This is a genomic window from Streptacidiphilus jeojiense (assembly GCF_000719095.1).
Lineage (GTDB): Bacteria > Actinomycetota > Actinomycetes > Streptomycetales > Streptomycetaceae > Streptacidiphilus > Streptacidiphilus jeojiensis.
Window position 1 is genome coordinate 58,207 of sequence record NZ_JOEH01000017.1, and the last position, 21,344, is coordinate 79,550.

Below are 21,344 nucleotides of genomic sequence, written 5' to 3' on the forward strand. Positions count from 1 at the left end.
AGGCTGGGGCCTCATGAGCAACCACCGCGACGCGCTTCTCGACCAGATCAAGACCAAGGCCGTGGTCCACGGCAAGGTCACGCTGTCTTCGGGCCTGGAGTCCGACTACTACATCGACCTCCGCCGGATCACCCTGGACGGCCAGGCCGCACCGCTGGTCGGCCAGGTGATGCTGGACCTCACCGCGGACCTGGACTTCGACGCCGTCGGCGGGCTCACCCTGGGCGCGGACCCGGTGGCCACCTCGATGCTGCACGCCTCCGCCGCGCGCGGCGAGCGGCTGGACGCCTTCGTGGTCCGCAAGGCGCAGAAGGCGCACGGGATGCAGCGCCGGATCGAGGGCACCGACGTCAAGGGCCGCCGGGTGCTGGTCGTCGAGGACACCTCCACCACCGGCGGCTCGCCGCTGACCGCCGTCGAGGCGGTGCGCGAGGCCGGTGGCGAGGTGGTCGCGGTCGCGGTCATCGTGGAGCGCGGCGCGGCCCCGACCGTCGAGGCCCAGGGCCTGCCGTACCTCGCCGCCTACCAGCTGACCGACCTCGGGCTCTGACAAGCCTCTGACCAGCGCGGAGCGGGGGCCGCTACCGGCCGGCGTCAGCGCCTGCGGTGGCGCCCGCCCGCTGCGGCCTCGTCCGCGGACGGCCGCTGCGCCGCCACGGCGGAGGCGGTGGCCGCCGCGGCGAGCCCGTCGGCCTCACCGGTCCCGGCCCCGCCGGCCCGCTTCTTCCGGCGCTCGCGCACCAGCTCCAGCAGGATCGGCGAGATCGACAGCAGGATGATCAGCGCCATGGCGGGGACCAGGTACTTGTCGATGACCGGGGCCATCGAGGCGCCGAACTCGTAGCCGATCAGCAGCATCGACTCGGTCCAGACCACGCCGCCGACCACGTTCCACACGAAGAACTGCCGGGCCGGCATCTCCAGCGTGCCGGCCACCGGGTTGAGGAAGGTCCGCACCACCGGGATGAAGCGGGCCATCAGCACCGCCTTGGCCGGGCCGAACTTGACGAAGTACTCCTCGGCCTTGTCCACGTGCTCCTGGCGGAACAGTTTGGAGTTGGGCCGCCTGAAGAGCTTGGGCCCGGCCTTGGCCCCCAGCAGATGGCCCAGCTGCGCGCCGGCGATGGCGCACAGCGGCGCCGCGACGAGCAGTTCCGCGATCGACATCTGCACGCCCAGCACCTTCATGCCGGCGCTGGACGCGGCCACGCCGCCGAGGATCAGCAGCGAGTCGCCGGGGAAGAAGAACCCGATGAGCAGGCCGGTCTCCGCGAAGATGATGGCGAGCAGGCCGATCGCACCCACCTGGGCGATCAGGGCTTTGGCGTCGAGCAGTGTCGATACGTTCAACGCGAGAGTCGTGGTCACCCGCGCAGAGTAACCCGTGCGGCTAGGAGCCCCCTAGCTCCGCACTGTGAACGGCAGGCTCTCCGCGGCCAGCGCGGTGTCCCCGCTCTGCACCGCGAGTCCGGCGAAGGCGGAGCCCACCGCGTGCGGGGCGCCCTTCGCCACGGCCAGCCTGAGCTGCACGGTCTCCACGGCGCCGGGAGCGAGCGCGACGCCCGACGCCGGCCGCAGCGCGGTGCTCATGCCCGGATCGCAGGCGCCGGCCAGCAGCGGCAGCCCGACCCAGCCGCGCCCGCGCAGATACTGCTGGAGCACCAGGTCACGCGGCGTCAGGACACGTCCGGCGCCGGTGCCGTAGGCGTAGAACAGTGCGGTGAGGGCGGGGTAGGACCGATCGGTGGTGTTGCGCACGGTCAGGCCGAAGCGCTGCGCCGGGCCGCCGCGGTGCAGTGTGACCCGGGCCGGCCAGCCGGTGAAGTCGATGCGCGGGCGGGTGACCGTCGAGCTCACGGCCGGCGCCCGGTAGCGGTGACCGTGCCCGTCGGCGAAGGACGCGGTGACGCTGAGCCTGCCGGGCGTGTCCAGGTCCTGGAGCCGCAGCGGGACGGTCTCGGGGCTGGACGGCGAGGCGCCGGTGGCGATCGGGAAGCTGAAGCTGCCCCGGGTGGGGAAGGCGGCGCTGCTCCGGGCCGCGGCGAGGTCCACCCACCGGTGCGAGGCCGGGACCCAGCGCTGGACCTCGACCGAGTCGGTGCTGAAGCCTCGGCTGGCCAGGTCGAGCCGCACGGTGCCGTGCGCCGCCGGGGCGCGCAGCACCACGGTGGCGTCCGACCACAGCCCGATCGGGAGTTCGCCCTGCTGGTCGTACCAGAGCCGCCGGGCCGCCGCCTGGTGGGACAGGGCGACGGTCCGGTACGCGGCGGGCCTGGGCCCGGCCGTCGCCGGTCGCCGGATCGACGCCGTGGCCCCGCAGGCCTCCGGGGCACGGCGGCTCAGCTGCGTCCCGGCCTGGGCCCGCGCGGTGCCGGCCGCCGGGACCCCGGCGAGCAGCAGCAGCGCGGCCGCCGTCACCGCGGCGTTCACCCACCTCGATCGTGACGTCCGCTCCGTGCCCGCCCGCGTGACCATTCGGGTGCCCCCCGTTCTGTCGATCCATCAGCCCTACCGGGGAGACGCTTCCCGGCAGGGCTGCCCGGCTTGGCAGAATTAATCCTTTTTAATCCGTTCGGGTGTGCGAGGGGGGAAACGTCCCGGGTGTCCCCCGCGGGGGTGAAGCCGACGGGCAGGGATGGGAGAATGACGCCGGTGCCCGACTCCTGGTCGGGGTCGCAGTGTCCGTAAACGCATCACCGACAGGAGCGGATTCGTCATGGCTATCGCCACCCCCGAGGTCTACAGCGAGATGCTGGACCGGGCAAAGGCAGGCAAGTTCGCCTACCCGGCCATCAATGTCACTTCGACCCAGACGCTGCACGCAGCCCTGCGCGGCTTCGCCGAGGCCGAGAGCGACGGCATCATCCAGATCTCCACCGGTGGTGCGGAGTTCCTGGGCGGCCAGTACAGCAAGGACATGGTGACCGGCGCGGTCGCGCTCGCCGAGTTCGCCCACATCGTCGCCGCCAAGTACCCGGTCACGGTGGCGCTGCACACCGACCACTGCCCCAAGGACAAGCTGGACGGCTACGTCCGCCCGCTGCTGGCGATCTCCGCGGAGCGCGTCGCCCGCGGCGAGAACCCGCTGTTCCAGTCGCACATGTGGGACGGCTCGGCCGAGACCCTCGCCGACAACCTGGCCATCGCCCAGGAGCTGCTGGCCAAGGCCGCCGCCGCGAAGATCATCCTCGAGGTCGAGATCACCCCGACCGGCGGTGAGGAGGACGGCGTCTCGCACGAGATCAACGACAACCTCTACACCAGCGTCAACGACGCCGTCCGCACCGCCGAGGCGCTGGGCCTGGGCGAGAAGGGCCGCTACCTGCTGGCCGCCTCCTTCGGCAACGTGCACGGCGTCTACAAGCCGGGCAACGTCGTCCTCAAGCCGGAGCTGCTGCGCGAGCTGCAGGACGCCATCGGCAAGCAGTACGGCAAGACCGACCCGTTCGACTTCGTCTTCCACGGCGGCTCCGGCTCCTCCGCCCAGGAGATCGCCACCGCGCTGGAGAACGGCGTCGTGAAGATGAACCTCGACACCGACACCCAGTACGCCTTCACCCGGCCGATCGTGGACCACATCTTCCGCAACTACGACGGTGTGCTGAAGGTCGACGGCGAGGTCGGCAAGAAGAGCACCTACGACCCGCGCACCTGGGGCAAGCTCGCCGAGGCCGGCATGGCCGCGCGCGTGGTCGAGGCCACCCAGAGCCTGCGCTCGGCCGGCACCCGGCTGAAGTAGCCGCAGGCGGTGCGCCGCACCGCTTCATGCAGGGGCCCGGTACGCGATCACCGCGTACCGGGCCTCGGGCTTTCGGCCCCCAGGGCTACTGCCCCTTCAGCTCCTCGTAGCCGGCCAGGCTGCTGTCCTTCAGGAACTGCCAGCAGCGGTCGGCTTCCTCGGTCTCCTTGATCGAGTCGGCGGCGCGGGCCAGCGCCGCCAGGCAGCGCAGGAAGCCGCGGTTGGCCCGGTGCTCCCACGGCACCGGCCCGTGGCCCTTCCAGCCGCTGCGGCGCAGCGCGTCCAGGCCGCGGTGGTACCCGGTGCGGGCGTAGGCGTACGACTCGACGACATGCCCGGCGTCGTAGGCGTCGTCGGCGAGCATGGCCCAGGCCAGCGAGAAGGTCGGGAACTCCGCCGCCACCTGCGCCGGCGATGCGGACTCCTCCGCCAGCATGCGGTAGGGCTGCTCGTCCTCGGGCAGCAGCGTCGGCTCCGGTCCGTCCAGCAGATTCTTGTGGATGCTCATGCCCTGAAGTCTGCCATCCGGCTGTCAAGGTCCTGTAAGCACCGGCTGTCAGCGCGGAACCGGGGCGCCCGTGGAGAGCGTGTTCCCTGCCGGATGACCTGTTCGGCAGTCTTGGGGGGACTCGCGGATGTATCGACCACTGGCGCTTCTTATGGCCTTTTTCCTATACATCGCAGGGGTTTGGGCGGTCGCCACGACCTCCTGGTCGGCGGTCGCCGAGTCCGCGCCGCCGGTCTCGTCCACCGCCTCCTCGTCGCCGTCCGCCTCGTCCTCCGGCCCGTCGTCCGTCGGATCGTCCCCGACCCCTTCGCCGTCCAGCACGGCCCCGACGGTTCCCGCCGTCTGGACGTTGAGCACGCTGCGCAACTACCTGGTCGCCGAGACCGATGCCAAGGACCCCGGCGCGGCCCTCGCCGACCTGGAGCGGATCACCCTCAAGGACCCGTACGTCGACGGCTTCTGCCATCCGGTGGCGCACGAGATCGGGCACGCCGCGCTGGCCAAGTACCACGGGAACTTCACCAGGGCGGTCTCCTTCCTGAACGACGTCTGCGGCTCCGGCTACCTGCACGGAGTGGTGGAGGAGAAGCTGCAGCAGATGCCCGATCCGGAGACGGCGGTGACCACCCTCTGCTCGCCCGACCAGTCGCTGTCCTGCATCCACGGCATCGGGCACGGAGCGATGTTCGTCTCCCACCTGGACGTGGCCGGAGCGGAACGGATGTGCGACCGCTTCCCCGAGTCCAGCCAGGTGGTGGCCTGCTCCGAGGGCATCTTCATGCAGCTCTTCGAGCCGGACGAGGGCGATCCGACGGCGCTGGCGAAGCTCCCGGCGGACCGGCTGGCCGGCGAGCCGCAGTACCCCTGCGCGGAGCAGCCGTCGATCTACCGCAGCGCCTGCTACTTCTACGCCCCGATCTACTTCCTGCAGACCCACGACTACACCGCGCACCCGACGGCCTTCGTCCAGTCCCTCACCTGGTGCCTCGCGGCACCGACCAGCAGCGCCCGCGAGGACTGCTCCCGGGGCACCGGTTCGCGGCTGATGAAGTACAACATCGACCGCCCGGTCTGGACGGCGGCGCAGTGCGAGCAGGCGTCGTCCGCCTGGCAGCGGGCCGACTGCGTCAGCGGGATGGTCAGCTACTGGGACGTCAACTACGCCAGCAGGTCGGCGGCCAGGGACAGGCTCTGCCCGCAGCTCAGCGGTGACGCCGCCCGGCTCTGCCGGAGCGCCGCCCCCGGCAGCAGCTCCGCCGACTGACCCCTGATGAACCGTCACCGTCCTTACCCGCAGCCGCAGCCCGATCGGACCGAAGCCATGGACACTCCGCCCGACCGCTCACCCAGCCGCTACGCGCTGCTCCCGCTGCGGCTGTTCCTCGGCGCGACCTTCGTCTACGCGGGGTTGGACAAGCTCGCCGACCCGCACTTCCTGGCCGGCGTGGCCGACCCCGCGTCCATGGCCGCACAGGCGCACGCCGTGGCCGCGCACAGCCCCATCGGCGCGCTGCTGGACCAGGCGGTGCGCTCGCCCACGCCCGCCGGGCTGGCCATGGCCTTCGGCGAACTGGCGGTGGGGTTCGGCACCCTGCTGGGGCTGTGGGGGCGACTGGCCGCGCTGGGCGGCGCGCTGATCAATCTGACCCTGTGGCTGAGCGTGAGTTGGGGCGTGCACCCGTACTACCTGGGCAACGACCTGATCTATCTGATGGCCTGGGTGCCGCTGGTGCTGGCGGGGACGCCGCAGTACTCGCTGGACGAGCTGATCGCCCGTCATGCGCGCGGGACGGCCGCCGGCCGGGGCCGCAGGCAGGTTCTGGTGGACGGCGGCATCGCGACCCTCGCGGTGGCCGGCGCGGTGCTGCTGACCGGCGCGGGGGTGGCCCGGAGCCGGGGCCGGACGGCCGCGCCGAGTGCGGGGGCAGGGACCGGAACCGGGGCAGGGACCGGCACCGGGGCGGGGACGGGAACCGGGACCGCCGTCGCGGCGGTGGCCTCGGTGCCGGTCGGCGGTGTGCTCCGGGTGGCCGCTCCGGGCAGCGGAGATCCGGTCTACCTGCAGCAGCCCGAGGAGGGCCGCTACACCGCGCTGTCCGGCGTCTGCACCCACTCGGGGTGCACGGTGAACCCGCCCGAGGACGGCCGTTTCGTCTGCCCCTGCCACAACTCCTGCTTCGACGCAGCCACCGGCGCCGTGCTCCAGGGCCCGGCCACCAAGGCGCTCGCCCGCTTCGGCATCACCCGGACCGGTGACCAGCTGCACCTGGGGACGGAGACGGCCTGAGCCGCAGGCGTCAGGCGGCAGGTGGGACGGTCAGCCGCCAGGCGGCGGGTTCGGCGGTCCAGGTGCGGTGCTGGACCGGGCCGCCCGGCGCGTCGTCCGCCAGATAGGTGAAGCTGGTGGCCGGGCCGCCGCTGACGGTTATCCGCCGGACCCGGACCCGCAACGGCCCGCCGGACCCGGACGAGGGGCTCAGCAGCACCTCCATCAGGCCGTCGTCGGGGGCGGCGACCAGGTACACCGGGTGGTCCAGATCGGCCAGCATCCGCCCGTCCGCCTCGACCAGCAGCGCCTGCCCGGGGTCGCCGCGGAGCGGGCGCAGCTGTGCGGCGACGCTGCGGGCGGCCCGTCCGAACTGGAGGCCCCAGCCCAGGCAGCGGGACGGAAGCAGACCGCCTCGCCCGGGCGCAGCTTTGTTCGCCCTGAGCGAACGCGGCTCGGAGTCGGCGCCGCTCGGCTGCGGTACCGCTGCGGCGCCGTCCGCGGAGCCGGGCGGACGGTCCGGGTGGATCAGCTCCGCGGCTGCTCCGGGCACGGCTCCGGGGTGCCCGCGGCCGGGGATGCGCAGTCCGCCGAGCACCACTCCGCCGCTCTCGTCGACGAGCAGGCCCAGGGTGCGTTCGGCGCCGCCGACGACCGTTCTGGCGGCGTCCACGGGGCGCGCGGCCACCCCCAGTGACCTGGTCAGGGTCACCTTTTCGCCATTTCCGATCGGGATGATCCCGAGGGGGCTCACCGCCAGCTCCGCACGCTGGTGCAACACCTGCACCACCTGGTGCACCGCACGGTCATCACCAATCACAACGAGTCGCTTCCCGCCCCTGCGCGAAAGCGTCCGTTCCAGCTCGGCCAGGCTCCCCGGAACCACCAGCTTCACCGCGAAGGCTGCCCCGAGAACGTCCCTGGCCACCCTGACCGATTCCGCGTCCAGGGCCAGGGCGGCGGGGGAGACCACCACCAGGAGTGCCTCTCCCGCCGATCGCACAGCCGACACCGCTCTCCTTCCTCGGGTAATCTCTCGGTGTAAGAGCCCCTTGCGCTGTTGCGCCAGGGGCTTGGTCTATCCGGGGCCAGAACGGCGGCCTTCCGCCGTCTGTTGTGCCCCGCCCGAAAGGGGTGTACGCCTGTGCCCGCACTCGTGCTGGTCGGCGCTCAGTGGGGCGACGAGGGCAAGGGGAAGGCCACCGACCTCCTCGGTGGCTCGGTCGACTACGTAGTCCGCTTCCAGGGCGGCAACAATGCCGGTCACACGGTGGTCGTAGGCGATCAGAAGTACGCACTGCACCTGCTTCCCTCGGGCATTCTCAGCCCGACGTGCACGCCGGTGATCGGCAACGGCGTGGTCATCGACCCGGCCGTGCTCTTCTCCGAGCTGGTGGGACTGCAGGACCGCGGCGTGGACACCTCCAAGCTCCTGGTCTCCGGGAACGCGCACCTGATCACCCCGTACCACCGGACCCTGGACAAGGTGTCCGAGCGGTTCCTGGGCAAGCGCAAGATCGGCACCACCGGTCGCGGCATCGGCCCGACCTACGCCGACAAGATCAACCGCGTCGGCATCCGGGTCCAGGACCTGTTCGACGAGAGCATCCTGCTGCAGAAGGTCGAAGCCGCGCTGCACGACAAGAACCAGATCCTGGTCAAGCTCTACAACCGCCGCGCGGTCCCGGTCGACCTGGTCGTCGAGGAGTACCTCGGCTACGCCGAGAAGCTGCGCCCGTTCGTCGCGGACACCGTCCTGGTCCTGAACAAGGCCCTGGAGGAGAACAAGGTCGTGCTGATGGAGGGCGGCCAGGGCACCCTGCTGGACGTGGACCACGGCACCTACCCCTTCGTCACCTCGTCGAACCCGACCGCCGGCGGCGCCTGCACCGGCTCCGGCATCGGACCGACCAAGATCGACCGGGTCATCGGCATCCTCAAGGCCTACACCACCCGCGTCGGCTCGGGCCCGTTCCCGACCGAACTGCTGGACGCCGACGGCGACGCGCTGCGCCGCATCGGCGGCGAGCGCGGCGTCACCACCGGCCGCGACCGCCGCTGCGGCTGGTTCGACGCCCCGATCGCCCGCTACGCGACCCGGGTCAACGGCCTGACGGACTTCTTCCTCACCAAGCTGGACGTGCTCACCGGCTGGGAGCAGATCCCGGTCTGCGTGGCCTACGAGATCGACGGCCGGCGGGTGGACGAACTCCCCTACTCGCAGACCGACTTCCACCACGCGAAGCCGATCTACGAGAACCTGCCCGGCTGGTCCGAGGACATCACCAAGGCCCAGACCTTCGAGGACCTGCCGAAGAACGCCCAGGCGTACGTGAAGGCCCTGGAGGACATGTCCGGCGCCCCGATCTCCGCGATCGGAGTGGGACCGGGCCGCACCGAGACCATCCAGGTCAGGTCGTTCCTGTCGTAGCCGCTCCGACCGGCCCGCTGCCGTCGTCGACCGAGGACCCCGTTCACCCGCCGTCGCGGGTGGGCGGGGTCCTCGGCGTTCGGGCGCCACCATCCCCTTGTTGTACTAATGCAGAATTGAATTGCGCTTAGTTCAAACGTTGCCTACTGTCTGACCATGCCTGCGAAGACACCCGCGTCCACGACGCTCACCGGGGCCCATGTCCGCCTCGAGCCGCTGTCCCGCGACCACCTGCCCGAGCTCTTCCTGGCCGGGGGCCGGGACGAGGAGGTGTGGCGCTGGTTGACGGTCACACCACCGCAGAGCGAGCAGGAACTCGGCCGACTGCTCGACGAGCGCCTGGCGGAGGTGGAGGTCGGCTCGGCCGTCGCCTTCGCCGTGATCGATTCGGCCACCGGGAAGCCGGTCGGATGGACCAACTACCTGGAGATCGTCCCCCACGACGAGCGCCTGGAGATCGGCTGGACCTGGTACGCCCGCCCGGTGTGGCGCACGGCGGTGAACACCGAGGCCAAGCTGCTGCTGCTGACCCACGCCTTCGAGGACCTCGGCATGGGCCGGGTCCAGTGGAAGACCGACCACCTGAACACCCGTTCGCAGAACGCCATCGCCCGGCTCGGCGCGCAGCGCGAGGGCGTGCTGCGGCGGCACCGGCTGCGGGCGGACGGGTCCTGGCGCGACAGCGTCTACTTCTCGATGCTGGTGGACGAGTGGCCGGAGGCCAAGGCCCGGCTGACCAACCGACTGCTGGAGGGCTGACGCCGTGTCGGATCTGAGCATCACCCCGGTCCTGGCCGGGGAGCGGCAGCGCTGGCAGGAGCTCTATGCGGGCTACTGCGCCTTCTACGCTGTGGAGTTGGGCGAGGCGGACTACGACCGGGTCTGGGCCTGGATCCACGACCCGGAGCGGGAGACACGCTGCCTGGTCGCCCGGGACGCAGACGGCGTGCCGGTCGGGCTGGCGCACTTCCGGGCCTATGACTCGCCGTTGCGGGGGACCAGCGGCTTCCTCGACGACCTGTTCGTGGACCCGGCCCGCCGCGGCAGCGGTGCGGCCGACGCGCTGCTGGGCGCGCTGGCCCGGATCGCGGCGGACGAGGGCTGGGCGACCGTCCGCTGGAACACCGCGGAGAACAACTACCGGGCCCGGGCCGTCTACGATCGGCATGCGGCCAAGACGGTCTTCCTGACCTACAGCATGGACGCTGCACCGTCCTGACCCCGGTTGACAGCCTGTAGCGCTGCCCCGGTATCGGCGAACAGGCTGTCGCTGCCGGGGCGGCGAACCGCTCCGTAGGCTGCGGCCATGAGCATCTCTGTCGACTCCGCAGCGGGGCAGGCCGTCAAGGCTGCCGACCGCGCCCACGTCTTCCACTCGTGGTCCGCGCAGGCCCTGATCGACCCCCTCGCCGTCGCCGGCGCCGAGGGCTCGTACTTCTGGGACTACGAGGGCAACCGCTTCCTCGACTTCTCCTCGCAGCTGGTGAACACCAACATCGGGCACCAGCACCCCAAGGTGGTCGCGGCGATCCAGGAGCAGGCCGGCAAGCTCTGCACCTTCGCCCCGGCGTTCGCCCTGGACGTGCGCAGCGAGGCGGCCCGGCTGATCGCCGAGCGCACCCCGGGCGACCTGGACAAGATCTTCTTCACCAACGGCGGCGCCGAGGCCAACGAGAACGCCATCCGGATGGCGCGGCTGCACACCGGCCGGCAGAAGGTGCTCTCCACCTACCGCTCGTACCACGGCGCCACCGCCAACGCGATCGCGCTGACCGGTGACCCCCGGCGCTGGGCGAACGAGACCGGGGTCTCCGGTGTGGTGCACTTCTGGGGCCCCTACGCCTACCGCTCCAACTTCCACGCCGAGAACGAGGCGCAGGAGTGCGAGCGCGCGCTGCAGCACCTGGAGGCGACCATCGCCTTCGAGGGCCCGCAGACCGTCGCCGCGATCATCCTGGAGACCGTGGTCGGCACGGCCGGGATCCTGGTGCCGCCGGCCGGCTACCTCGCCGGGGTCCGCGAGATCTGCGACCGCTACGGGATCGTCTTCATCCTGGACGAGGTCATGGCCGGCTTCGGCCGCACCGGCGCCTGGTTCGCCGCCGACCACTGGGGCGTCACGCCGGACCTGCTGACCTTCGCCAAGGGCGTCAACTCCGGCTACGTCCCGCTGGGCGGCGTCGCCATCAGCGGTGCCATCGCGGAGACCTTCGCCGAGCGCCCGTTCCCCGGCGGGCTGACCTACTCGGGCCACCCGCTGGCCTGCGCCTCCGCGGTGGCGACGATCAACGCCATGGCCGAGGAGGGCATCGTCGAGCACGCCAGGCAGCTGGGCGAGACGGTGATCGGTCCCGGTCTGCGCGAGCTGGCGGACCGTCACCCGGTCATCGGCGAGGTCCGCGGCCTGGGCGTGTTCTGGGCGCTGGAGCTGGTCCGGGACCGGACCACGCGGGAGCCGCTGACCCCCTACAACGCGGCCGGCGCCGCTGCCGCGCCGATGGCCGAGCTGGCCGCGGCCTGCAAGCAGCGCGGGCTGTGGCCGTTCGTCAACATGAACCGGCTGCATGTCGTCCCGCCGTGCAACAGCAGCGAGGCCGAGGTCAAGGAGGGCCTGGCCATCCTGGACGAGGTGCTCAGCATCGCCGATGCACATACGGTCTGAGCTGGGGTTACTTTCAGGTGATCTTTACTGATTTGACATAAGGTCTAGACCACACTGGCCCCGAATTCCGCTGCTTCCGCGGGTTCGGGGCCTTACCCTTGGGAGGCCCGAACCACTGAAGCCCACCCGAGGAGGGGTCGTGCCGTCCGACCTGCCGCCCTCGGGGCCGCGGGCCTCACAGGCCGCGGAGACATCGCCGGCCCAGCCGTCCCCGCTCCGCCGCAGCAGCCTGCGCGAGCAGGTCGCGGGCGCCATGCGCGACGAGATGATGGCGGGCCGGCTGCCGGCCGGAACGCACTTCACCGTCAAGGAGATCGCCGAGCTGTACGGGGTCTCGGCCACCCCGGTCCGGGAGGCGCTGCTCGACCTCACCGCCCAGGGCCTGCTGTGGACCGAGCACCACCGCGGCTTCACCGTCCCGCAGCTCGGCTGGGCCGATTTCGTCGACATCGTCGAGGCCAGGACCCTGGTCTCGGACGGGATGTTCCGCCGCCTCGCGGTCCATCTGAAGGCGATCGACTGGCAGCGGCTGCCCTCGCTCCAGCGCCGTGCCGACGCCGCCCACCGGGCGGCCCGGGCCGGGCACCTGGACGTGCTGGTCGGGTGCGACCTGCGGTTCTGGGGGGAGCTGGCCGGCCTGGTCGCCAACGAGCGGCTGACCGGGTACCTGGACTGGCTCCGGGTGCAGTACTGGATCTTCGCGGCGCCCTATCTGCGCGGGCGCCCGGACATCGCCGACTACTGCTGGTCCGGGCACCTGGAGCTGATGGAGCACCTGGTCGCCAAGGACCGCGAGACGGTGCACCGGATGCTGATCGACTACAACCGCGAGTCGCTCCGGCAGATGGCCGCGCTCTGCGGTGAGAGCGCCGAGGGCACCCTCATCGGCTACGCCGACATCCTGCCGATTCCCGCTCAGCGCGACTCCCTGTGAGGCTTCGCCGCAGAGCGTTAGGGTGGCTGCGATGAGAGCAAACCCCACCGTCGTCGCAACCGGCGCGTACGCGCCCAGGAGTGCCCGTGGCCTGTGACATCTGGCTCGTCCCGCTCGTCGACGTACTCGTCCACAGCCCGGAGAACCCGTTCGCCGAGGACCTGGAGATCTACAACGCCTCGCTCGGTGCGCACGGACTGCCGCCGGTGCCGGTGTTCCAGTACATGCCGGGCCTGAGCGGTGACGTGGAACCCGTCGCCGCGTTCGACTACGAGTCACTGCACTTCCTCCGCCGCGCCTACCTGCTGCAGCTCACCAACCTGCCGGTGACCCCCGTGGACGAGCTCGGCGGGGACTACGAGCAGCTGCTGGAGATGTTCGAGGACACCGCCGAGCGGTCGCACCTGGTCTGGCACTTCGACCACGCCGGGGCGTACGTCCCGATCGACTTCGAGAGCCCGATCGTGGACGACGCGCTGCTGGCCACCGGAGGGCCGCTGGGATCGCTGCACGGGCTGCTCCGGGAGCTGGAGGCGGTGGCCCCCTGGATCGGCATCGACCACCAGGCCCCGCCGGTCCCGGTCCGGCCGGTCGCCCCGACCACGCTGGAGGGCCCGGCGCACCCGCCGCCCGGCAACGACGGTCCCTTCTCCCGCGAGCGCCACGCCTGGACCGGGCTGCACGCGGCGGCGGTCCGCGCGCTGGGACAGGGCTCCATGGTCGTCTTCGCCTGAGGCCCGGAAACGGTTGAGCTCCGGAAGCGGTTGAGGGGGCGCCCGACGGGCGCCCCCTCAACTACGTCTACCGACCACGTCCACGACCGCGCTACCGCAGCGGGGGCTCCGGCGGACGCTGCCGCGGCATCGTCGGCCGGCCGCCGCCGAGCGTGGGCAGCACCCGGACCTGGGCACCCGCGCCCTCGGTACGGCCGCCCCAGTTGCCCGCGGCCTGGGTCGGCAGCTGGGTCATCGAGGCGCGGAACTCCAGCATCCACTCCGAGGTCTCCATCCGGACCATGTCCGAGACGTCCTCGCAGAACCGGCGCAGCACGCCCAGGCAGCGCTCGGCGGCCTCGCTCGCGGTGCCCTCGGTCGGGCCGAGCACCTCGCGCACGCACTCCGAGGCCCAGTCGAACTGGAACGCCTCCAGCCGCCGCTGCAGCGCCTGGCCGGTGCTGACGTCCCGCATCCAGCCGCTGGTCAGGCCGAAGGCCCGGTCCGCGCCCAGGCAGGCCCCGGCGAGCAGCAGCAGCACGTAGCCCCAGTCGGCCGCGCCGTTCCAGACGCCGGTCAGGTGCACCAGCGGCAGCACCGCGCCGGCCACGCCCGAGAGCGCGGCAAGATACCGCAGCGTACGGGCGCCGCGGCGCTTCCAGCGGCGGTCCCGCTGGTACCAGTCGATCGCCTCGACGGCACGCTCCTCCGACCAGCGGTAGAGCTCTTCCAGGCGCTCTGCGGGCTCGCCCCAGTCGCCCAGCGGGAACTGCCGGGTACTGAGATCACGACCGCCGGACGCCTCCGGCTGCGGGGGTGCAGCGGTCACCGGTTCCTCCATCCCGGGGTCGGTACCCCAAGGACTCTCTTCGGGCTGCATTTCGGGCTGGCTCACCGTGGGAACTCCCTGTCCTTCGGCCCATCGGGTCCGATCGTCCCAGGTGCCACTGACACAAGCACTGCCCTCAGCCCTCCTGGTTCCAAGCACCACTTCTTACCGCCAAATGGCTGACCATGTGACCGTTCCGCTCGGATTCGGCTGCAAAACCGTCACCGGGGCCCTCGCAGAAACCCCAGACAGCAACCCGGACGGGCGGCTGCGGCAGGGATCCGCGACTCTCACCCTTACGGGTGGGTGGCCCGCAGGAGCGTACCTGACCCGGCGGCCCGGGCCTGTTGCGTCGGTCACGCCGCCACCACGTGGACCGGCGGACCGGGCGTCCTCCGGCACCGACTAGGCTCAGCCCCGTGAAGGTCCTTGTCATTGGCGGCGGTGCCCGCGAACACGCCCTGTGCCGTGCCCTCTCCCTCGACCCCGAGGTCGGCGAACTGCACTGCGCCCCCGGCAACGCCGGGATCGCCCGGGTCGCCCGGGTCCACCCGGTCGACCAGCTCGACGGCGCCGCGGTGGCGGACCTCGCGGTCTCGCTCGGCGCCGAGTTCGTCATCGTCGGCCCGGAGGCGCCGCTGGTCGCCGGGGTGGCCGACGCGGTGCGCGAGCGCGGCATCCCGGTCTTCGGACCCAGCGGCGAGGCGGCCAGGCTGGAGGGCTCCAAGGCCTTCGCCAAGGACGTCATGGCCGCCGCCAACGTCCCCACCGCGCGCTCCTACCTCTGCACCACCCCGGCCGAGGCGGCGGAGGCGCTGGACGCCTTCGGCGCCCCGTACGTGGTGAAGGACGACGGACTGGCCGCCGGCAAGGGCGTCGTGGTCACCTCCGACCTGCAGGCCGCGCTGGACCACGCGGCCGGCTGCGACCGGGTGGTCATCGAGGAGTTCCTGGACGGCCCCGAGGTCTCGCTGTTCGCCGTCACCGACGGCACCACCGTGGTCCCGCTGCAGCCCGCCCAGGACTTCAAGCGCGCCCTCGACGGCGACCAGGGCCCCAACACCGGCGGCATGGGTGCCTACTCCCCGCTGCCCTGGGCCGCCCCCGGCCTGGTCGACGAGGTCCTGGAGACCGTGCTGCAGCCGACCGTGGACGAGCTCCGCCGCCGCGGCACCCCGTTCTCCGGGCTGCTCTACGCCGGCCTGGCGATCACCTCGCGCGGAGTGCGGGTGATCGAGTTCAACGCCCGCTTCGGCGACCCGGAGACCCAGGTGGTGCTGGCCCGGCTGAAGACCCCGCTGAACGGGCTGCTGCACGCCGCCGCCACCGGGCGGCTGGCCGACTTCCCGGACCTGCGCTGGCGCGACGGCGCCGCGGTGACCGTCGTCATCGCCGCCGAGGGCTACCCGGAGAGCCCCCGCAGCGGTGACCCGATCACCGGGCTGGACGCCGCCGAGGCCCCGGACGGCACCGCCTACGTGCTGCACGCCGGCACCGCGGCTGGTGCGGACGGCGGGGTCGTCAGCGCCGGCGGCCGGGTCCTCTCGGTCACCGCGACCGGCAAGGACATCCCGCAGGCCAGGACGCGGGCGTACGAGGCCGCCGCCAGGATCGGGCTGAAGGGCTCGCACCACCGCAGCGACATCGCCGCCGGGATCTGACCGCGGGGGATCCCACCGCCACCCGCAGGGCCCAACGCCGCCCTGCCGGAACGGACCGCGACCGGATCGGGGCAACAAGCCCAAGGACCAAGCCCATCGGGTGACGGGAACCCCATCCGGCTGACGCCTGTCGCCCCTCGGCCTTATGGTGCCCCGAAGGTACCGCAGACCGCTGTGCCCTCGTCCGCCCCCGGAGGCCGGTGCCGGGTACGCCGGGCGTCGAGGGGGGAGGCTGCGGTTCAGAGGGAATCACTTATCCGAGTGGTTCCGACCCGTTCCTGGAACACCGTGCCCGGGTCGCTCGTCGTCAATAGGCGACGGGGGACGACAGTCCGGGTCCGGCGGATCCGCGGCAGAGCAGGCAGGGGGTGACTGATCCATGGCCGGTGTGGAAGCGGCGCGCGATCGCGCCCAGGCGGTGCTGCGGGTGCGCGGTGCCGCGCTCGCGGTGGCCGCGCTGCCGGCCGCTGCCGCCGCCGTGCTGATCGCCGGCGGTGTCACCGGCCACCTCGGCGCCGCCGGCTCCGCCGACGCGGCCGGGTGGGACGCCGCCCGCTGGGCCGTGTCCGCGGTGGCGGCCGTGGTGCTGCTCGGCGTGCTGGCCCTCGCCGCGGTGCTGCGCCGGGTCAGACCCCCGCTGGTGCCGGCCGTCCCGCTGACCGAGACCGAGGCTCCGGAGCTCTACCGGCTGGTCCGTGACGTCGCCGAGCGGATGGACGTACCGGCCCCGGCCAGGATCGCGCTCACCCCGGACTGCGACAGCTGGCTGGAGGACCCCTCCCCGGCCGCCGCCCCCGCGCTGCCGGTGCCGGCCGCGGCCGGCGGCGACGCCCTCGGCCGGGAGGCCGCGGCCCCGCCCGCGCCCACCCTGGTCATCGGCTCCCCGTTCATGTGGTGGATGCGCGTCGCCGAACTGCGCGCCCTGCTGGCGCCGGTGGTGGCCGGCACCGCCTGCTCGGCCGACCCCGACATCGCCGCGGCCCGCCGGTTCGTCCGGGCCCTGGACGCCGCCCTCGGCCTCGCCGCCGACCGGGCCGCCGCCCCGGCCTGGCAGCGCCCCGCGCTGGTGCTGCTGGGCCGGGTCTCCGCGCTGCTGCTGCGCCGCTGCCGGGGCCATGCCGCCGAGATGGAGCGCGCTGTCGCCGGATGGGCCTCCGAGCAGGCCAGGCAGGTGGACTACGGGCTGCGGATCGCCGCGCAGGAGCAGGTCGGCCTGGCGTACGCGGGCTGGGACCGGCTGCTCACCCGGGTCGCGCTGCCGGCCTGGCAGATAGGCCGCTGGCCGGGACGGCTGGACGCGGGCGTGGTCTCCGCGCTGACCGAGCTCTCCCGGCGCGACCGGCTCGCCGACGGCTTCGAGACCCGGCTCGGCGAGCGCCCGGCCTGCGATCTGCTGGAGGAGCCGGGCCGGATCGACGAGGCGGTCTCGCTGCTGGCCGCCAGGCTGTTCCACGGCGGCCCGCAGGCCGCCGCCCCCGCCGCGGCCGCGGCCCGCTGGGCCCCGGTCGACTGGCAGGACTACCCGCAGGACGTGGTCGAGCGGGTGTGGCGCTCGCACGCCGACGACCTGCTCGCGGTCGCCGGACTCGACCGGACCGGCACGGACCGGACCGGAACGGCCCCCTCGGCGCGGGCCATCAGCGAGCTGCTGGTCCGGCTGCGCGAGGACGGCGCCGCCGACGCCCTGGCCGGGGCGCTCACCAGCCGCCGGCTGCGGGCCGCCGCAGCCGCTCCCGCACAGCAGCCCGCGCAGCAGCTGCAGCCGCCGCGGACCGGCCGGGACCTGCTCGGGGAGCACCTCAGCGCGCTGGTCTGCTGCGTCGCCGTCGGCAGCGGCGCCGCCGCGGCCGGGCTCGACTGGCTGGACGGCCCGGTGCTGCTGGTGGACGGCGTCCGCAGGACGGATCTCGCCGCCCCGGTCGCGCTGGCCGTGGAGCACGGCGACGGGGAGCCGCTGTGGGCCTGGCTCACCGGGATCGGCGTCCGGGTGGAGAAGCCCGTGCGTCTGCCCTGACAACCCGTCAGCACGTACGATGAGTACACATGGGGTGAGCTGACAACCGTATTCGGTGACGAAGCGTCACCTCGCCGCCGCAACCAGGGGAGGGGCGCGTGGGTGCGGAGCAGGGCCGTCGCTGGGAGTCGGGGGCGCTCGCGCACGGGGCCACCGACCCCTTCGGCCAGGGCCCGCTGCCCTGGCTGCGGGGCGCGGACCAGTACTTCGACGACTCGGGGCTGCAGGTCCCCTGGTACGTCGACCTGGGCCAGGCCGAGGGCCAGCTGCCGCTGTCCCGCCGCCCGCCCGGCGCCGAGACCCGCCCGGCGCTGGGCCTGCCGCGGCCCTCGGACGACGTCGGCGGCCAGCTGAAGGGCTTCGCGGCGGCCGCCGCCGACCTCGGCGGCTCGCTGGACCTGAAGGTCAGCGTCAGCACCGCCCGCGAGTTCACCGTCGACGTCTACCGGATCGGCCACTACGGCGGCGCCGGAGCCAGGCACTTCGCGGCCAGTCCGCGGATCTCCGGGCTGGTCCAGCCCGCCCCGCTGGTCGCCGGGCGCACCGTCTCCTGCCACCACTGGTGGATGTCCTGGCGGCTGCAGATCCCCACGCACTGGAGCCCCGGCGCCTACGTCGCGGTGCTCACCACCGCCGACCACCGCCACCGCAGCCACATCCCCTTCACCGTCCGCGGCCTGCCCCTCGCCCACCACCACCCTTCTGACGGGGAGCTGCGCTCCGCACCTCCCTTCGCGGCGGACCTGCTGCTGCTGCTCCCCGACGTGACCTGGCAGGCGTACAACCTCTACCCCGAGGACGGCCGGACGGGCGCCAGCCTCTACCACGCCTGGAACGAGAAGGGCGAGCTGCTCGGCGAGGAGGAGGCGGCCACCACGGTGTCCTTCGACCGCCCCTACGCGGGGGCCGGGCTGCCGCTGCACATCGGCCATGCCTACGACTTCATCCGCTGGGCCGAGCGCTACGGCTACGACCTGGCCTACGCCAACGCGACCGACCTGCACTCGGGCCGGGTCGACCCCGGGCGCTACCGGGGGCTGGTCTTCCCCGGACACGACGAGTACTGGTCGGCGCGGATGCGGCGGTCGGTGGAGGACGCCAGGGACGGCGGCACCTCCCTGGTCTTCCTCAGCGCCAACACCATGTACTGGAAGGTCGAGCTCGACCCCGGCCCGAACGGCGAACCGGACCGGCTGCTGACCTGCCGCAAGCGCCGCCGCCCGGCCGACGGCAGCCCGGCCGGGGCCGCCCCGTCGGCGCTCTGGCGCGACCAGGGCGCCCCGGAGCAGCTGCTGATGGGCATCCAGTACAGCGGCCGGGTCCCCGAGCCGGCGCCGATGGTGGTCCGCAACACCGGCCACTGGGTCTGGGAGGGGACCGGGCTGCGGGACGAGGACCGGCTGCCCGGGCTGGTCGCGGGGGAGTCCGACCACTACTTCCCGCGGGTGCCGCTGCCCTCGCACACCGAGCGCACCCTGCTGGCCCACTCCCCGTACCGGGACGCCAGGGGGGCGCTGCAGCACCAGGAGACCTCGCTGTACCGGGCCCCGGGCGGCGCCCTGGTCTTCGCCAGCGGCACCTTCGCCTGGTCCCCGGCGCTGGACCGGCCCGGCCACACCGACGAGCGGGTCCAACGCGCCACGGCGAACCTGCTGGACCGCATCTGCAAGGTCCACTGACGTCCACCGGAGCGGGCCGCCGGAGGGGACACCACAGCGGCCCCGGTCGGCCGGGAAGGGCCCTGTGAAAGACTTCCGGCAAGCTCCCACCCCGAGATTCACTTGACTGAGGGACATGTCTTGAGCGGATTCGTCGAGAAGCCCCAGCCGGTGCAGGTGCCCGGCCTGATTCATCTGCACACCGGCAAGGTGCGTGACCTCTACCGGAACGACGCGGGTGAGCTGGTGATGGTCGCCAGCGACCGGACCTCGGCCTTCGACTGGGTGCTGCCCACCGACATCCCGGACAAGGGCCGCATCCTCACCCAGCTGTCGCTGTGGTGGTTCGACCGGCTGGCCGACCTGGTGCCCAACCACGTGATCTCCACCGAGGTCCCGGCCGGCGCCCCGGCCGACTGGGAGGGCCGCACCCTGGTCTGCCGCAGCCTGGAGATGCTGCCGGTGGAGTGCGTGGCCCGCGGCTACCTCACCGGCTCCGGGCTGAAGGAGTACCTGCAGTTCCAGACGGCGTGCGGGGTCGCCCTGCCGGCCGGGCTGGAGGACGGCTCGGAGCTGCCCGCCCCGATCTTCACCCCCGCGCTGAAGGCCGAGGTCGGCGACCACGACGAGAACGTGCCCTACGAGGAGGTCGCCCGCAGGCTCGGCGCCGAGGTCGCGACCCAGCTGCGGCAGACCACCCTGGCCGTCTACGGCAGGGCCAGGGACATCGCCAGGGACCGGGGCATCATCCTGGCCGACACCAAGTTCGAGTTCGGCCTGGCCGACGGGGAGCCGGGCAGCAGCAGCCTGGTGCTGGGCGACGAGGTGCTGACGCCGGACTCCTCGCGCTTCTGGCCGGCCGACGAGTGGGAGCCGGGCCGGGCCCAGCGCTCCTTCGACAAGCAGTTCATCCGCGACTGGCTGGCCTCGCCGGCCTCCGGCTGGAACCCGGCCTCGGAGCTGCCGCCGCCGGCCCTGCCCGAGCAGGTCGTCGCCGACAGCCGGGCCAAGTACGTCGAGGCCTACGAGCGCCTCACCGGCCAGAGCTGGGCCTGAGAGCGCAGCGGGTCCGGGCCCGGGAGGGTCCGGGCCCGCAGCGGCGTCGAACTGGCGCACCGTCAGGTCCTGGCCGACACAAAAGAAAGAAGGCGCACTCTGACGAGTGCGCCTTCTCACGATCTGGAGCGGACGACGGGATTCGAACCCGCGACCCTCACCTTGGCAAGGTGATGCTCTACCAACTGAGCCACGTCCGCATGGTGTTCGCCTTCTCGGTCCTTCGGCCTGCTGGCCTCCGGTCCGTTCCGGCGAGCTCTACTCTACCTGATCCTTTCGGCTGCTTGCGCCAGCCGGTCGGAGCGTCGAGTTGAGCAGGTGACAGGGATTGCACACTGTGCCTCTCCCCTGGAAGGGGAGCGCTCTACTACTGAGCTACACCTGCGAGCCCACCCCGTTGACCTGGCCTTTCGGCTTCCGTCTCCGGTGTGTTCCGCTGAGAAGAACACTAGCCCATGGATCACTGCACGATCCACGAGGGTGGGCGCTTTGACCTTTAGGTCAAGGAAAGTCCGGTTTGATCCGGCCCAGCCCCGGCCCGGCTCAGCTCGCCTCGGCGAACGCCTCGTAGACATGCTTGGGCAGCCGGCCGCGGGCGGGCAGGTCGATGCCCCGGGACTGCGCCCAGGCGCGGACCGTCGCCGGGTCCGGAGCGACCTCGGTGCGACGGAGCGCCTTGCCGGCTCGGCTCTGCTTGCGGGCCGCCGCCACATACGGGGCGAGCGCACTCCGCAGCTTTTCCGCGTTTCGGGCAGACAGGTCGATCTCGTACGACTTCCCGTCGACGGCGAAGTGGACGGTTTCCTCGGCCACCCCTCCGTCGATGTCGTCAGAGAGGGTTACCACTACGCGCTGAGCCATGGATGCCAATCC

21 protein-coding genes, 2 tRNA genes and 1 pseudogene are annotated in these 21,344 nt (G+C 72.4%); 15 read left to right on the forward strand and 9 right to left on the reverse strand.

Going from position 1 to position 21,344, the window contains the following annotated elements:
* Positions 1 to 13 precede the first annotated feature (13 nt).
* A complete protein-coding gene (pyrE, locus tag IF29_RS0122770) occupies positions 14 to 550 on the forward strand; it encodes an orotate phosphoribosyltransferase (protein WP_030258016.1) in 537 nt (178 codons plus the stop codon).
* Between the two features lie 44 nt (positions 551 to 594).
* Here the strand turns inward: pyrE and IF29_RS0122775 are convergent, their stop codons facing one another.
* Together IF29_RS0122775 and IF29_RS0122780 are read right to left on the reverse strand one after the other, a co-directional pair.
* Entirely contained in the window at positions 595 to 1,368 is a 774-nt protein-coding gene (locus tag IF29_RS0122775) for a DedA family protein (protein WP_084714799.1), read from the reverse strand.
* 33 nt (positions 1,369 to 1,401) lie between these two features.
* Entirely contained in the window at positions 1,402 to 2,430 is a 1,029-nt protein-coding gene (locus IF29_RS0122780) for a hypothetical protein (RefSeq protein WP_051725747.1), read from the reverse strand.
* Positions 2,431 to 2,716: 286 nt separating this feature from the next.
* Between IF29_RS0122780 and fbaA the strand changes: the two genes are divergently transcribed.
* On the forward strand, positions 2,717 to 3,739 hold the full coding sequence (gene fbaA, locus IF29_RS0122785; RefSeq protein WP_030258022.1) for a class II fructose-bisphosphate aldolase: 1,023 nt from the start codon (positions 2,717 to 2,719) through the stop codon (positions 3,737 to 3,739).
* Between the two features lie 85 nt (positions 3,740 to 3,824).
* Here fbaA and IF29_RS0122790 read toward each other — a convergent pair whose 3' ends face one another.
* Together IF29_RS0122790 and IF29_RS0122795 are read right to left on the reverse strand one after the other, a co-directional pair.
* The gene (locus tag IF29_RS0122790; RefSeq protein ID WP_030258025.1) at positions 3,825 to 4,247 is read right to left on the reverse strand and encodes a DUF3151 domain-containing protein; all 423 of its coding nucleotides are present in this window, start codon (positions 4,245 to 4,247) and stop codon (positions 3,825 to 3,827) included.
* Between the two features lie 48 nt (positions 4,248 to 4,295).
* Positions 4,296 to 4,604 carry a hypothetical protein gene (locus tag IF29_RS0122795; protein ID WP_030258027.1) on the reverse strand — a complete coding sequence of 103 codons (309 nt, stop codon included), beginning with the start codon at positions 4,602 to 4,604 and terminating at the stop codon, positions 4,296 to 4,298.
* Between IF29_RS0122795 and IF29_RS43805 the strand changes: the two genes are divergently transcribed.
* The 3 genes and pseudogenes from IF29_RS43805 to IF29_RS47855 all read left to right on the forward strand — a co-directional run bounded on the left by IF29_RS43805 (position 4,597) and on the right by IF29_RS47855 (position 6,534).
* Positions 4,597 to 5,511: a hypothetical protein gene (locus IF29_RS43805; protein WP_051725750.1), complete on the forward strand. Its 915-nt coding sequence runs from the start codon at positions 4,597 to 4,599 to the stop codon at positions 5,509 to 5,511. The two genes, IF29_RS0122795 and IF29_RS43805, sit on opposite strands and share 8 nt — an antisense overlap.
* A 57-nt stretch (positions 5,512 to 5,568) precedes the next feature.
* A pseudogene (locus tag IF29_RS47850) lies at positions 5,569 to 6,039 on the forward strand (DoxX family protein); the annotation flags it as partial.
* Positions 6,040 to 6,240: 201 nt separating this feature from the next.
* A complete protein-coding gene (locus tag IF29_RS47855) occupies positions 6,241 to 6,534 on the forward strand; it encodes a Rieske 2Fe-2S domain-containing protein (protein ID WP_475630830.1) in 294 nt (97 codons plus the stop codon).
* A gap of 10 nt (positions 6,535 to 6,544) precedes the next feature.
* On the opposite strand, the gene IF29_RS0122810 is transcribed toward IF29_RS47855, so the two are convergent.
* Positions 6,545 to 7,525, reverse strand: a complete 981-nt coding sequence (locus tag IF29_RS0122810) for a diacylglycerol kinase family protein (RefSeq protein WP_030258035.1) — start codon at positions 7,523 to 7,525, stop codon at positions 6,545 to 6,547.
* Between the two features lie 132 nt (positions 7,526 to 7,657).
* Here IF29_RS0122810 and IF29_RS0122815 point away from each other — a divergent pair, with 132 nt between their 5' ends.
* From IF29_RS0122815 to IF29_RS0122840, 6 genes are all read left to right on the forward strand, one after another.
* Positions 7,658 to 8,944: an adenylosuccinate synthase gene (locus IF29_RS0122815; protein ID WP_030258037.1), complete on the forward strand. Its 1,287-nt coding sequence runs from the start codon at positions 7,658 to 7,660 to the stop codon at positions 8,942 to 8,944.
* Positions 8,945 to 9,100: 156 nt separating this feature from the next.
* Positions 9,101 to 9,703, forward strand: a complete 603-nt coding sequence (locus IF29_RS0122820; RefSeq protein ID WP_030258040.1) for a GNAT family N-acetyltransferase — start codon at positions 9,101 to 9,103, stop codon at positions 9,701 to 9,703.
* A gap of 4 nt (positions 9,704 to 9,707) precedes the next feature.
* On the forward strand, positions 9,708 to 10,163 hold the full coding sequence (locus tag IF29_RS0122825) for a GNAT family N-acetyltransferase (protein ID WP_030258043.1): 456 nt from the start codon (positions 9,708 to 9,710) through the stop codon (positions 10,161 to 10,163).
* 87 nt (positions 10,164 to 10,250) lie between these two features.
* A complete protein-coding gene (locus tag IF29_RS0122830) occupies positions 10,251 to 11,606 on the forward strand; it encodes an aspartate aminotransferase family protein (RefSeq protein WP_030258045.1) in 1,356 nt (451 codons plus the stop codon).
* 139 nt (positions 11,607 to 11,745) lie between these two features.
* On the forward strand, positions 11,746 to 12,540 hold the full coding sequence (locus IF29_RS0122835; protein WP_063757574.1) for a GntR family transcriptional regulator: 795 nt from the start codon (positions 11,746 to 11,748) through the stop codon (positions 12,538 to 12,540).
* A gap of 86 nt (positions 12,541 to 12,626) precedes the next feature.
* Positions 12,627 to 13,274 (forward strand): hypothetical protein, encoded by a 648-nt coding sequence (locus tag IF29_RS0122840; RefSeq protein ID WP_030258051.1) that lies wholly within the window; start codon positions 12,627 to 12,629, stop codon positions 13,272 to 13,274.
* Positions 13,275 to 13,365: 91 nt separating this feature from the next.
* On the opposite strand, the gene IF29_RS0122845 is transcribed toward IF29_RS0122840, so the two are convergent.
* Positions 13,366 to 14,148, reverse strand: coding sequence for an SLATT domain-containing protein (locus IF29_RS0122845; RefSeq protein WP_030258054.1), 783 nt, complete (start codon positions 14,146 to 14,148; stop codon positions 13,366 to 13,368).
* Between the two features lie 353 nt (positions 14,149 to 14,501).
* Here IF29_RS0122845 and purD point away from each other — a divergent pair, with 353 nt between their 5' ends.
* The 4 genes from purD (at position 14,502) to IF29_RS0122865 (ending at position 20,471) form a co-directional block, all read left to right on the forward strand.
* Positions 14,502 to 15,743, forward strand: a complete 1,242-nt coding sequence (gene purD / locus IF29_RS0122850) for a phosphoribosylamine--glycine ligase (protein WP_030258057.1) — start codon at positions 14,502 to 14,504, stop codon at positions 15,741 to 15,743.
* Between the two features lie 379 nt (positions 15,744 to 16,122).
* Complete coding sequence (locus IF29_RS0122855; protein WP_030258059.1) at positions 16,123 to 17,757, forward strand: membrane protein; 1,635 nt, start codon at positions 16,123 to 16,125, stop codon at positions 17,755 to 17,757.
* Between the two features lie 98 nt (positions 17,758 to 17,855).
* Positions 17,856 to 19,436, forward strand: coding sequence for a N,N-dimethylformamidase beta subunit family domain-containing protein (locus IF29_RS0122860; RefSeq protein ID WP_030258061.1), 1,581 nt, complete (start codon positions 17,856 to 17,858; stop codon positions 19,434 to 19,436).
* 120 nt (positions 19,437 to 19,556) lie between these two features.
* Positions 19,557 to 20,471, forward strand: a complete 915-nt coding sequence (locus IF29_RS0122865) for a phosphoribosylaminoimidazolesuccinocarboxamide synthase (protein WP_030258063.1) — start codon at positions 19,557 to 19,559, stop codon at positions 20,469 to 20,471.
* Positions 20,472 to 20,595: 124 nt separating this feature from the next.
* On the opposite strand, the gene IF29_RS0122870 is transcribed toward IF29_RS0122865, so the two are convergent.
* The 3 genes from IF29_RS0122870 to IF29_RS0122880 form a co-directional block, all read right to left on the reverse strand.
* Positions 20,596 to 20,671 (reverse strand) — tRNA-Gly (locus tag IF29_RS0122870).
* A 113-nt stretch (positions 20,672 to 20,784) separates the two neighbouring features.
* Positions 20,785 to 20,856: transfer RNA gene (locus IF29_RS0122875), tRNA-Gly, on the reverse strand.
* Positions 20,857 to 21,014: 158 nt separating this feature from the next.
* Positions 21,015 to 21,332: a histone-like nucleoid-structuring protein Lsr2 gene (locus IF29_RS0122880; protein ID WP_030258066.1), complete on the reverse strand. Its 318-nt coding sequence runs from the start codon at positions 21,330 to 21,332 to the stop codon at positions 21,015 to 21,017.
* Positions 21,333 to 21,344 lie beyond the last annotated feature (12 nt).